This window comes from Paraburkholderia antibiotica (assembly GCF_012927125.1).
In the GTDB taxonomy this organism is placed as follows: domain Bacteria; phylum Pseudomonadota; class Gammaproteobacteria; order Burkholderiales; family Burkholderiaceae; genus Paraburkholderia; species Paraburkholderia antibiotica.
The window spans coordinates 172,567-185,177 of record NZ_JABBFZ010000010.1 but is presented as its reverse complement, the minus strand read 5'-3'; the positions used below and the strand labels follow the sequence as shown (position 1 = coordinate 185,177).

Genomic DNA, 12,611 nt, shown 5'->3' with positions numbered 1-12,611 from the left:
TTGGTTCCTGGGAAATCACACGCAAAAAATCGCGGAAAGAAGGCCGACCGCTCTGCGCAGAGTGGACGCACTTTCGGCAAGCATGCTGCGAAGCACCGATCCCATGCTGATTCATGATCCTGTCCGCTATTGAACAGGCGAATAGATTGCGCATTCCGATCAGGCTGCAGCCTGTACGGATCTAAACGGCATGGGGCCGAGGGCTTTTGATCCTCTGGCCCTATGCGGTCACTTCATGCCAGTCTCGCCGGGATTGATGGGCTTGGGCGTGTTCCGCCCATCTGCCAGACAGCGCGAATTCCATCCGGTTCAAGCAGACTCACTTCAGACCAACAATAGGTCTCAGCACCGGAATATGGTCAGCAAGCGTGCCGGGTATATTCAGGTAATACGTACCCAGAGCCAGTGCTGCAAAGCAGAATCCGACGATGACCAACCATAGGATGAACCGCATGCCACGGCGCGGACGATCGACGTTCACAGGTGTCGCATCGGCCGCCTCCTGTTTCCCGACTATCTCGGGCTCGGCGATGGGTTGAGCAGTTATTCTTGCTTCCCGCAGTTCGGCAATCAGCCGGACCAACCCTTCCGCTTTCCTTTTCGCAACGTGTTGTTCGACACGTGCCTCCGTAATTCCTGTCTCAAGCTGCGCGATTTTTTCCGCAAGTGCCTCTACCTCCTCTTGCGCCTGTCGGGCCATGATTTCGAAGGCGCTGGCCTGACCGGATTGAGGCAACGGGGCAGCCTGCTCCCATTGATGACCTCTCATACTGGCGTAATTCCCATATTCTCCAGCGATGCTGGTTCGTGCTTCCATGTGCTGTAACTCCACTCCAAAGTTTTTAGGTAGACATGCTCGCATTTCGCAAATCATGCGGCAGCCTGTAAAACAGTTTCGCACCTGCCTTCAAGGTCAGAATTGCGTGATCATCTGGATGCCCAGCGCGACAAGTGCGGCTCCGAATCCGGTAGCCTTGCAGGCCGATCTTCCAGACAGAAGACTCTCCGTTTCCTATGTATTACTGATCAACTAAAGCGTTGCTGGCGAAACAGAAGAAGGTCGGGATGTCGCGATAACCCATGTGTTGACCGGTTGTCACGTAGATCTGATTCGATACAGGACGCCCCGCTCCTGCTGAGCTACTACGATGCATGTACCGGATCTTCCGCGATTCCATTCAAATACGATTGACGACGATTGCCCGATTCAGTGTCACTGACTTCACTACGTGTATAGAAAGTCTCGCTGAGGCAGAAGCGACGCGCACATCATGGCGCCATGGCGTCATGGCAGAGTCGTCTTCGATCTGTGGTCACTCATCTGAAACGGTATACCTGCAACTCCCCGGTGCGCATTCTAGCGTAGATTTGCTGTGCAATCGGATCAACATCTAATGATCGCGGATGCCGCATTAGTACACGACCTATAGGAAAACCTGTGTGTTGGTGAACGTCTGAAATTGTCCGAATTTTTTAAGAATCTGGTACCGAATGAACTCTTTAGTAGCCCTGGTCGTGGAGAATCGCTGATCGTAGTCTGATAATTGTTCTGGCATGCCGACAGTGAAGGTCTCTCCCTACATGGTCTCATTTGCGCAGATGGTCTTACTCCACCACGTTGCTGGGTGGGTCTTCCTGCTCATCAGCGCGCCACCGATACCCAGAATATTATTCGTCTTTGTGTCGCAAAAAAATTAGCGACTAGTCCGAAAATACACTCGTTTAAAGCTTATTTCATAAGTCGTTGATTGCTAAAGACGCTTTAGCCAATAGCCCGGCGCTGCCATGTCATACCTGACAAATATTGACCAATCCGTTTCAGGTCATCTGATAGATTGCGAAGTTCTCTTCAGTTTCTCCTCTCCGACTCGAACGGATCGAGGACAAGGACGGCCACCGCGTTGCGAAGCATTAATCAGGAAGAAAGCACCACTCATTCGATGAAGCACATTGATCTCGTCAAGGCACTCCAATCCGTTTTTTCGCAGCCCGTGCTGGGTCAACTGTCTGTCCGATTTGGCTTATCAGCCGACATCCTCAAGTCCGTCATCGATCGCGCAGCGCCTGCACTGGTGTCAGCGCTAATGGTGGCCGGTTCAATGCCGGGAGCGGTTGAGAATTTGTTCGCTGCACTTATGTCCGCACAGGTCAACGCACGAATCGACGGCGAACTCGCCGAAATCGCATCAACGACTGCCGGTCTCAAATCGCTTGAAGAGCGTGGTCAGTCGTTCGTTCGCGATGCCATGTCCGTCACGCCTTGGGAACTGAGTGATTTTGTCGCATCTACCTCGGGGATCCCGACTCAGGCGGCATATGCAATGACCGGCGTTATCGTCGCCACGTTGTCGGGTGTGCTCAAGCGCCATATCCTGATCGAACAGGGTTCTTCAAGTGCACTGCCTCTACTGCTTGCTGCTCAATGGCCTTCGATCCAATCGGAGTTTTCCGACGCGCTCGCCAGCACGCTGCACTTCGATAGCGCGATCGAGTTCTGCGACACGATTCCGGCTCAGTTGCGTGTTCTCTCAGGGAATCTGAAGAGAGCTGAAGAGACAAAAAAAGCCGAGGAGACAAAGTGCGAAGAGCCGGTGGACAGTGCCGTATTAACGCGTACCGCCCCGCCTCGGATAAAGCGAAAGGTAATAGCGGGGCTTCTTGTGGTTGCCGGCGGCGCTTCGGCTATTGCCTGTGGGCTTTACTATGCACAGCGGTCGCAGTCCGCAGTGGAACTCAATAACACCACTTCCATTCAGAAACCGGTTCCGCGCGAGACCACGTCGAATACCTCACAGAAAGAAGTCACGGGGTCGGCGGGCACGTCGTCGCCAATGACGGCGGATGTCAGTACAACCACTTCGGTGGCTTCCGAAGCGGTCGTAGCGGGTCCCGTGGCGACGAGTTCGCCGTCACCGTCAACATCAGCGTCCGCAAGCGGATCAACCGCCTTGTCGTTCGCATCGAACGGGGCCGCTCCAGATAAGCCACATCATGCCCGCTTTGGATTTGGCGTAGGCAGGACGGGAGTAGCGAACGTTTATGCAACCGTAACCAGTGGCAGCGAGGAAAACCGTCTGCGTCAGATTTTGAACCGTGGATTGGGGAGCGGACACTATACGGCCGACATCGTTGTTGATACAAAGTCGTCGGCGGACTGGATTGCACACAGTGAGGCGCTTGTTCCCCTGATGCGCATCGCGCGCTCGGACATGACCATTAACGATCGCAATATCGAACTTGGTGGAGCCGCAGCCCAAGCCGACGCTCACTGGGTCCCACGCATTCGGGCCATGTTCGGCCCCAGGTACAACGTTGGCATTTTCGATGCGGCCAAAGCCGTTTCATCTTCGACCGCGGCATTCAAGACTGGAATCGAAAATCTGCCCACGACAGGCAATTGCGACTCCATCGACCGGGTGCTCAATATTCAGGTCGTCGATTTCGCGCGCGGGAGCGGCCACATACCTCAGTCGGCAACTGACAACCTCAGCGAAACGGCACGGGTACTCAAGGCGTGCGCCGCACGCGGGCAAACGATAGCTCTAACTATCGAATCCTTTACGGACAATGTGGGTGATCCGAAGGCAAATCTTGATCTCTCAGCGAAACGCGCCGCGGCGGTTCGCACGTTCCTCGTCGAGAGAGGCGTAGCAGCGGCGTCTCTTGACGCAAAAGGTTATGGTATCTCCCGCCCTATAGCGAGCAACGCAACGGCGCGAGGGCGTTTCGCGAATCGGCGCATCATTTTTGTTCCCGGCACTACTTCGTAAGCACCATCCGAGTCGAGCGTGACGTCATACCGCGACCTCCAGTCGCGCGTCACGCATCACATGCGAACGCCGAAGGAGCGCTCGCTACGGCACGCGACGCAGCCTCGAAGGCGCAGTCCGTTGGCCGACGTTTGTTGCCGGCGTGGAGTGGAGCAATAGCAATAGCGCTGCTGGCTCCAGTGCCGGCCTCACAACGGGACGCTCGCATAGGGAGGAATGCGCGTACATGTTGGCGACTTCCGCGAGCCAATGGCCGATGCGCGCGTCGGCACGTTCGATGGTCAGCTTCAACGCCACTGTTTGAGCATGGCCGCGAGCCGCTCCATGAAACCCGCCGTCAGATGGCGGTTGAAGCGTTCGACCTTCCCCGTGGCCTTGGGTGGACTGTCGCTGTGAATCCGTAGGCGTTTGCCACAACAGGCAGTTGGATGTGTCATCGATGCTCGCCATCGCCGAACGCATCGCACTCGACAGTCACGGACTTCGCGTAATCGAGCAGGCATGTACCCGGATATGCCACCGAAGAGATGAACGCTTCGCCGGGGGCAATAGCACAGCCTGGTTGCATCCCAGCATCCGCGCCCAACGCCAATAACGACACACAGTCACGGCGGACGACCGTGACGTCGGTTTAAATCTGTTTGTTCACGGCGGTGTCTCAACCGCCCCACCGGCCTCACATCGTGGCCTTTGTACGGCGCCGGGAGTTCCTCGATCAACCTGACGTCTCCTTCGTAGCCCGCCTCTTACAGCGTCCGATGCAACACCGTCATCGGATCCTGCGCGCGCGCGGAAGCAACATGCTCCCTGAACGGATTGAACTTCGTCGAGTGTGGCTCACGTTACCTGTAACCCACCGCCTGCTCATCGCTCAAATAGCTGCACACCGTATCGAGCGACAAGCCAGTTAGTCGCGCTATCTTCCCATCACCGATCCCCGTCTTGCCTATACCTTGATTTCTATTACTGCCCCTGAGTCAGTGCTGACGGCGGCAAGAAAACTATCATCCCATCGTTGATCTCGTCTTTTAGGATAAATTCGACATTGACATCGACAATTACGGACAAGTTCGACAAACATGGAGAGGACATTTTTGTAAATTCTTAATATCGAGCGAGTGCGTTGGGCACGCGTTCAGAACGAGTCGGAGTTTGGACAGTGAGTATTCGTGTTGTGGTCGCCGACGATCATCCCGCAGTGCTGTTAGGCATTATTCATATTTTAGATAGATACAATTCGGTAGAAGTAGTTGACACAGCTCGAAACTCTGACGGCATAGTTGAAACACTTACGCGCGCACCATGCGACGTATTGATCACAGACTATGTGATGCCCGGAGGGAGTTACGAGGATGGATTTTCTTTCATATTATTTCTTCGTCAGAAATTTCCAGATCTGAAAATCATTGTATTCACCATAGTAGACGATCCTAATCTGCTGGATTTATTGTCAAATATTGGAGTCTACTCGGTTGTTCACAAGTATGATGATCCTCAAAAACTTTGCATCGCAGTAATTTCAACCGAATCTAAAGAAAAATTTCGAAGCAAATTATCTCAACGGGAATTACAGGTTCTATCTTTGCATGCGTACGGCGTCCCAACCGGAGAAATCGCAAAACAGTTGAATCGATCCAAACAGACAATCAGCACCCAAAAGGTTAGTGCGTTGAAAAAATTGAGGATCGGAAATATGGTTGATTTTTTTTGCATTCTCCATGGGCATCAATCATTTGCCCCAATCGAAGCATTGCAACTTTCCAAAGATCCAGCGAAAAATTTTGACGGTAATAGTACATGGATAAATTGATCCGAGCCCCCGAATAAATTGACAAATGGCCAATTTATCCGTAGACAAATAACTTCCAGATATAGTGTCTCATATTTTATAAAAAACAAAATATCTTCGGCATTCAGGCAAATGTCAGTGCTTTGTTCTCTGAAAATTTGATCTGGCATAGCTTTTATCGCTTGAATTTCGTGCCATTTTCCAGATCGCACGTCTCAAGACAACTGCCAACTTCATATCGCAGAGATATGACGATAATTTAACCCCTAGATGAAACGAAGAATGAGGCGTACAGCATGAAAATTGATGTCGTGTTGGCTGATGATCATCCGGCACTGATCGCAGGCATGAAGTTCATAATCGGTTCAAGCAGCGTCTTGAATATTTCCGGAGTAGCGCAAAATCCTGATGAGCTTGTTCAATTGCTTGAGAAAGTTCACTGCGATGTGCTTGTCACTGATTATTCTATGCCTGACTGTACGCGCGAAGATGGAATGGCGATGCTTTCCAATCTGCGACGGCGTTATCCCGATCTACGTATTATCGTATTCTCGGTGATAGAAAATCCAGCGATCGCTCGTGAAATAGCCAGAATTGGCATTCAATCGATTATCAGCAAGAAAGACCGTTTGGACCGGTTAGTCTCCGCGATTCACGCAGTATACGCCGGTGCCGTCTACTTCCCTGACCCGGAAGGCAAGCAAGACGCTACGCTTATGCGAATTTCATTGGAAAAATCAGACAAAGAAGTGCTCTCCCCTCGAGAAAAGGAAGTCGTTCGCTTATATGTCGCCGGGCTCCCTGGGAAGGAAATTGGGCGTCGTTTGAAAATAACCAAGCAAACGGTCAGTTCGCAAAAAGCCAGTGCGATGCGCAAACTTGGCATCACGCGCGACGCAGACCTTTTTCAATTTTCTTTCGAAGTCGGATTAAATGCCCCCGAGTCGTCCACTCCTCCTGTCACGGACCAGGGCGAATCTGATATTTCCGATGAATGATTGCTGGTTACAGGCTAATCCGAACAGTCGAGCCTAACCTGCAGTGTAATCTTAGCTTCCTTATTTCCAGGCTCCGGTGATTGAGTTTTCGTGCAGGCTCGGTGTGCCTGCATCAATAATCACCGGACCCTCTACCAGAACTTATTCGACCTTCGACTACCATTACGGCAAGCATCCACGCATTCTTCGTTCATTTAGTATCGTGATCTGGATTCCGTAACGTCTCACGACACTGGACTTGAATCCTGGTGAACTTTGATGGAAATTTGCACAACAACATTGTAACGATCAACCCACTCTCTTCGGGCCTCGCATCAACCTCCACAGAACGCCCACCAGATCTGGTTATCTCTGGCACAGATTTCACGCGCCATCTTCCCAAGGAACTCTATTTTAATGCCTCGCTGACCTGCCTGATTTCTTCGGACCGGTTCAATCTTGGAGAACGGCCTCGGTTGCTTCAGTTGAACCATACCGTTGCTTAAACTCGTTGGGTGTCAGGTAGTCCAGCGCGGAATGCGGCCGAATCGCATTGTAATGGCGCCGCCACTGCTCAATCACGACTTTGGCTTCGACCCGTGAGCGGAACCATTCCAGGCTCAGACATTCGTCACGGAACCTGCCATTGAAGCTCTCGTCTGTACCGTTCTGCCACGGCTTGCCGGGATCGCTGAGCGCCATGTCCATTCCGTTCTGTGCGGCCCACTTCAAGATAGCGCGAGACACAAACTCCGGGCCGTTGTCCGAGCGCAGGTAACGCGGTGTGCCATGCAGGCTGATCAATTGCGACAGCACTTCGATTACCCGCCCTGAGCGAATCGACCCGGCAACATCGATGGCCAGACATTCGCGCGTGTATTCATCGATCACCGTCAGGCACTTCAACTGCTGACCGTTGGCGCATCCATCGAACACGAAATCGTAAGCCCAGACGTGTCGTGCTGCCGTGGCTGGTGTTGGCCGGGGTCGACGAACCGACACACGCCGACGCGGACGCTTGCGCGGCACCTGCAATCCGGCGAGCCTCCACAGTCGCCATGCACGGTCGGCGCTCATCGGGTAGCCCTGCCGTTCCAGAAAAATCTGGATGCGACGGTAGCCGTAGCGCGGATACTGCGCCGACAGCACACACATGGCCGCCCTCACCGGAGCATCCCGCTCAGCCAGCTTCGACTGGTAACGCAACGCTGATCTTGCCACCAGCATCAGCGCGCACGCTCGTCGTTCCGACAGGCCCCGTGTCCTCGCATAGGCAACCTGCTGGCGTCGCGCGCACGCGCTCACCACTAATAGGATGGTCCGCCCTTCCCACAGGGGCATAATCGACGCTGACGCCGATCCTCACCCCCGGAGGTGTGTCATGAGTCAACGTAGCACGACTTCAATCGCCCGCATGGGCATAGACATCGGGAAATCCGTTTTCCATGTCGTCGGTCTCGATGATAACGGCAAGCCCGTGTTCAAAGGCCGCTTCAACCGAGAACGGTTACTTGAACTCCTTGCCCGCGCCTCTCCGACGATCATTGGTATGGAGGCTTGCCCCGGCAGTAACTGGTTGGCGCGCAAGGCTGTTGGCCAGGAGCATCAGGTTCGTATCGTGCCTGCGCAATTCGTCAAACCGTTCGTCAAGTCCAACAAGACTGATATCGTCGACGCAGAAGCGATCGCAGAAGCAATTTCACGCCCCACCATGCGTTTTACGCAGCCAAAGACCGAAGCCCAGTTAGATCTGCAGGCGCTGCATCGTGTCCGGCAGCGACTGGTGTCCAGCAAGACTGCCGTCATCAATCAGTCTCGTGCTTTCCTGCTTGAATATGGCCTGACTATCGGCGCAGGAGCTGCGTACTTCGTGCGCGATATCCCGAACATCCTGTCTGACGAGACCAACGGATTGACGACTGCCATGCGTGAACTTTTGCAGGAGTTATGGCAAGAGTATCGGTCAATCGAGGCGCGCCTGTTGCAACTACGACGCCAGATCGAAGCTATCGCCGGAGCAGACGATGTTGCAACGCGGCTAACATCCATACCAGGAATCGCTCACCTGACAGCAACCGCCATTACAGCTTTCTCCGGCAGCGGTACCCAGTTCAAGTCGGGGCGTAATTTTGCTGCGTGGCTCGGTCTTGTTCCCCGGGAGTTTTCTACCGGAGGCAAGCAGCACCTGCTCGGCATTACCAAGCGGGGCAACCCCTACCTTCGTAAGCTATTGATCCATGGTGCGCGCGCATGTGTGCTGCATCTCGATCGGACCAAAGATCATCTTGGGGTTTGGATTTCCGACATGGAGGCGAAGGGCATACACAGGAACAAGGTAATAGTCGCGCTTGCCAATAAGCTTGCACGTATCGCGTGGACCATTCTCACGCGACAAGGAACCTTCTACCTGCGGCAGCCACGTATCTTGTAGGTAGCCGCACTCTCTTCAAAGTTTGCAGACGAGTAATTGATGACGAAACAGTGCAACGGCGTTCGGTAAGCCCGGTCCAAAAAAGCGGCCTTCGTGGCCGGTCCAGTTATTGGGAACCGAGCGCGCATATCCCATCATGGCCTTGCCGCCAAAAGCGGCTGACTTGCGAGAGGCCGGATACATTTACGCAAACTGCTTCGTTCGTCAGTGCCCGCTTGCAAAACCAGGGCGGACCATACATTTTTTGCGTTGATCTCCTTCATCACATCCAGTTCGAGATCCCGTTCGGCCAGCATCTTCTTGAGCCGGGCATTCTCCTGCTCCAGATGCTTCAGTCGCTTGACATCGGCCGCATCCATGCCGCCAAAGTGCTGGCGCCAGTTGTAGATCGTCTGGTCGCTTATTTCTTCGATACCTCCGCGACCGACGTCCTGTCCGCCTCGCGCAGCATCGTGACCATCTGTTCTTCCGTGAATCGGCTCTTCTTCATGACTTCCATTTCTCCGTTGGAAGCCATTCTCTCAAGTTTCAGCTGGTCCGAAAATCGCCAGGCAGGTCATCGCCTCCTGTCCAGTCCTTAATAAAATCAAATATCTAAACTTTTTTACCAACAACTTGATATCCACAACAGGAGAATTATCAACTAATGTCAAAATTAGTCTTTTTTCATATAATATTTTATGATTGCCGCTATACTCCATCCGGCAATCTTAGAAACAGCACCATCTGGAACTCACCATGTCAATCAAGGTCGTGATAGCGGACGATCATCCAGCAGTTCTGGCTGGCATCAGATATTCACTGGATTCAGTAAATACAATTGATGTTATAGGCGCCGCACAGAACTCAAGCGAAATCGTAAAACTCCTTGAAACGACAAGCTGCGATGTTCTTGTCACCGACTACTCAATGTCTGACGGTGCGTATGGTGACGGTTTTTCGATGCTGTCTTATTTACGGCGGCGCTATCCGAATATAAAAATCGTTACGCTGTCGATGCACGATAATCCCACTATCGTGCGCGAGGTTGCACGACTCGGTGTACATTCTTATCTCCGAAAAACGGACAATATTGGCCACCTGATTTCCGCAATACATGCGGTCTATGCGCACACCATTTATTACCCTTCCTATCCGGAGATCGTCACCGATTTGGCTGAGGGTAGCATGAGTACGTCGCTGACTCAGCTTTCGAAACGCGAAGCTGAAGTGATTCGGCTTTACACCTCTGGAATGCGAGTTGGTGAAATCGCGGAAAAACTAAATCGTAGCAAGAAGACCATCAGCTCACAGAAGATCGCTGCGATGAAAAAGCTTGGTATCGTGAGCGACGCTGATTTGTTTCGCCACTCGTGAGAAATGACCTGCAGCAAGACGAGCGCATGGGGATCCCCACGGGTCATACCTTCCCTGCTCATTGATGTGCAGCTACGTTTTTGCCTTTGATCGCCATTACATCTCCAGCAATACCGGTCAAGACATCGATACTTCTCGTTAGGAGCATCGGCGCCGTGCCTGTCTGTTTGCAATCGATTACTTGAAACCATTCGGCGTAGAAATCGATTAGCGCCTGCCAATCCAAGTATGTCTACCAGAACAATGTGATGGGTCCACCGGCACACATTTCGAGTGCCGCCATCACGAAGATCACCAGTTCGAGCTCACGTATAGCACCGCCCCACTTCGTCGCCGCGTACGTGGAATCACGACGCCCCTAAGTGACTCTCCCTCCTTCAATAAATCCCCCCATGGCATATTGCCGCAGCTTCAATTATTTAAATTCTTAAAAAAAGTTAAAAAAATTTACAATTTAATTGAAGCTTAAGCATTGATAGTTAACCTATATCAAACTCTTGGATTAAAGGGGCTTACCGTGAAAATTGATCTCATGTTAGCTGACGACCATCCTGCAGTGCTCTCCGGAATGAAATATGCGATTAATTCGGCCGGTATTCTGAATATCGTAGGAGTAGCGCAGGATTCCAACGCAACTTTCCAATTGCTTGATCACGTGCACTGCGATGTCCTGGTTACGGATTACTTCATGCCAGGAGGCCCGCAGGGTGAAGGCTTGGCACTGCTTTCCGATTTGAGACTGCGTTACCCAGCGCTACGAATTGTCGTGTTCACGTCGATGGACAATCCCGCAATCGTGCGAGAGATCGCGAAAATCGGAATCCAGTCTGTCGTCAGTAAAAGTGGCCGATTAGACCATTTGATTTCGGCAATTCATGCGGTATATGCAGGCTCCACCTATTTCCCCGGTACGGAAAGCGGACAGGACTCCGTATTTACGCGATTTTCTTCGGAAAAATCAAACAAGCGAACGCTATCACCTCGTGAAGAAGAAGTTGTTCGACTGTATGTTTCGGGTTTATCCAGCGGGGAAATTTCCCGACAGCTGAATGTCACCAAACAAACGGTCAGCACTCAAAAAAGTAGCGCGATGCAAAAACTGGGGATTACACGCGACGCCGACCTGTTTCGATTTGCCTTCGAAATCGGACTGAGTGGCTAAAGCCTGCCTAAGCGGCTTGTGCTGTCGCGTCCGGCTCAGAGAATTGCGTACTCGCGAAACTCATCCAGAGAGCCGGACCATCTTCCCATAAAGATCTGCCTGGCCGGCGCAGTGCGCCCGGCCATGAGCATTTCGCGCATACGACACTGTGCAAACAGCGTCCACTATCCGAACTTCGCCATGGCAGTCCCAATTAGGGGCTGATCTATCTGCTGGCAAAAATCCGAAAAACGAACGGCTAGAACAGCATCTGCCGCTTGTCGTTCACAAGTCGCGGAACGGCTCAGAGTTCGCACCAAGACCAAGATTTAGTCAAGTGGCGACAAACTGAAGCAATCAGGAACGTCCCCCATGACTAACGCGATCCGTGAAACCAGACACCCCGGGTAGGTTTATTTCGCAGTATCGATTGCGCCTGCCGCAGTCCATCCTGCCGAATATTTCACAAAACGCCGGATCATCAGACAGCTTCCGGATGTTTCTACCAGCGAAATAGTCGATCCAGGTTCCTGCTGCTTGGCGTAGACAGTCATATGAGGCAACAGCTGTGTCGCCTGAAATCCGCGCAACTCCGCTTCGGCAACCGCCTTACAAGACTTGGGTTCAACAGAAATCCGTTCGGCGGATGCCGAACACGAGCCATCGGCTTCGGGCACGGCCACGATCGACATGACCCCATTGCCGGCCGTACGCGCCTCCAGACCGAGTAGAGAGAACACCGCAGCGCCGTTTGGCCTGCGATGATCCCAATCGAGCAATACATCGCTGTTACGCGCGTCGCGTACACCGAATTCCGATAGCGAATTCAGTGCCGGTAGACATTGGCGTACGCCGACGTTACCAGCGGCAAGCACCAGCGGATTCCGGTGCTCAGGTGTGGCGGCGGTAGGCGCGAGGATACTTTGCGCATGCACCGTCGCCACGGACGCCGATATGGCCAGAAGACTCCACAAAAGACGAATCAAGCCACGCCGGCTCGCATACAGAACAGTCTTCATTAATCGCTCAGACAATGATAAACAAACTTACTCAAGCGGAATGACTGGACTGTTCCAGGCGTTATCCGCGTATCCGATGAACGGAAAGAACCAATAAGCCGACTGGCTAACGCTTACTGGGTATGCGT

Annotated in this window: 8 protein-coding genes and 2 pseudogenes; 6 read left to right on the top strand and 4 right to left on the bottom strand. The window is 52.7% G+C overall.

Annotation, left to right across the window (positions count from 1 at the left end; all coding sequences use genetic code 11):
* Nucleotides 1-319: 319 nt before the first annotated feature.
* Nucleotides 320-817 carry a hypothetical protein gene (locus HHL14_RS18010; RefSeq protein ID WP_169498973.1) on the bottom strand — a complete coding sequence of 166 codons (498 nt, stop codon included), beginning with the start codon at nt 815-817 and terminating at the stop codon, nt 320-322.
* A 1,123-nt stretch (nt 818-1,940) separates the two neighbouring features.
* Here HHL14_RS18010 and HHL14_RS18005 point away from each other — a divergent pair.
* The 3 genes from HHL14_RS18005 to HHL14_RS17995 all read left to right on the top strand — a co-directional run bounded on the left by HHL14_RS18005 (nt 1,941) and on the right by HHL14_RS17995 (nt 6,557).
* The gene (locus tag HHL14_RS18005; protein ID WP_169498972.1) at nt 1,941-3,770 is read left to right on the top strand and encodes an OmpA family protein; all 1,830 of its coding nucleotides are present in this window, start codon (nt 1,941-1,943) and stop codon (nt 3,768-3,770) included.
* Between the two features lie 1,159 nt (nt 3,771-4,929).
* Nucleotides 4,930-5,580, top strand: coding sequence for a response regulator (locus HHL14_RS18000; protein WP_169498971.1), 651 nt, complete (start codon nt 4,930-4,932; stop codon nt 5,578-5,580).
* A 275-nt stretch (nt 5,581-5,855) separates the two neighbouring features.
* Nucleotides 5,856-6,557, top strand: a complete 702-nt coding sequence (locus HHL14_RS17995; protein ID WP_169498970.1) for a response regulator transcription factor — start codon at nt 5,856-5,858, stop codon at nt 6,555-6,557.
* A gap of 432 nt (nt 6,558-6,989) precedes the next feature.
* On the opposite strand, the pseudogene HHL14_RS17990 reads toward HHL14_RS17995, so the two are convergent.
* Nucleotides 6,990-7,844: pseudogene (locus HHL14_RS17990) on the bottom strand (IS3 family transposase); the annotation flags it as partial.
* A 73-nt stretch (nt 7,845-7,917) separates the two neighbouring features.
* Between HHL14_RS17990 and HHL14_RS17985 the strand changes: the two are divergent.
* Entirely contained in the window at nt 7,918-8,967 is a 1,050-nt protein-coding gene (locus HHL14_RS17985; RefSeq protein ID WP_169498969.1) for an IS110 family RNA-guided transposase, read from the top strand.
* Between the two features lie 227 nt (nt 8,968-9,194).
* On the opposite strand, the pseudogene HHL14_RS17980 reads toward HHL14_RS17985, so the two are convergent.
* A pseudogene (locus HHL14_RS17980) lies at nt 9,195-9,457 on the bottom strand (transposase); the annotation flags it as partial.
* 248 nt (nt 9,458-9,705) lie between these two features.
* On the opposite strand from HHL14_RS17980, the gene HHL14_RS17975 reads away from it, so the two are divergent.
* Nucleotides 9,706-10,323: a response regulator transcription factor gene (locus HHL14_RS17975; protein ID WP_169498968.1), complete on the top strand. Its 618-nt coding sequence runs from the start codon at nt 9,706-9,708 to the stop codon at nt 10,321-10,323.
* 517 nt (nt 10,324-10,840) lie between these two features.
* Entirely contained in the window at nt 10,841-11,485 is a 645-nt protein-coding gene (locus HHL14_RS17970) for a response regulator (RefSeq protein ID WP_169498967.1), read from the top strand.
* 392 nt (nt 11,486-11,877) lie between these two features.
* Here HHL14_RS17970 and HHL14_RS17965 read toward each other — a convergent pair whose 3' ends face one another.
* On the bottom strand, nt 11,878-12,483 hold the full coding sequence (locus HHL14_RS17965) for a hypothetical protein (RefSeq protein WP_169498966.1): 606 nt from the start codon (nt 12,481-12,483) through the stop codon (nt 11,878-11,880).
* Between the last annotated feature and the right edge of the window lie 128 nt (nt 12,484-12,611).

Excerpts from the sequence above, each read along its gene's own strand:
- HHL14_RS17965 (WP_169498966.1), bottom strand. The coding sequence starts at position 12,483 with ATGAAGACTGTTCTGTATGCGAGCCGGCGTGGCTTGATTCGTCTTTTG.
- HHL14_RS18010 (WP_169498973.1), bottom strand. The coding sequence starts at position 817 with ATGGAAGCACGAACCAGCATCGCTGGAGAATATGGGAATTACGCCAGT.
- HHL14_RS18005 (WP_169498972.1), top strand. The coding sequence starts at position 1,941 with ATGAAGCACATTGATCTCGTCAAGGCACTCCAATCCGTTTTTTCGCAG.
- HHL14_RS17975 (WP_169498968.1), top strand. The coding sequence starts at position 9,706 with ATGTCAATCAAGGTCGTGATAGCGGACGATCATCCAGCAGTTCTGGCT.
- HHL14_RS17985 (WP_169498969.1), top strand. The coding sequence starts at position 7,918 with ATGAGTCAACGTAGCACGACTTCAATCGCCCGCATGGGCATAGACATC.
- HHL14_RS17995 (WP_169498970.1), top strand. The coding sequence starts at position 5,856 with ATGAAAATTGATGTCGTGTTGGCTGATGATCATCCGGCACTGATCGCA.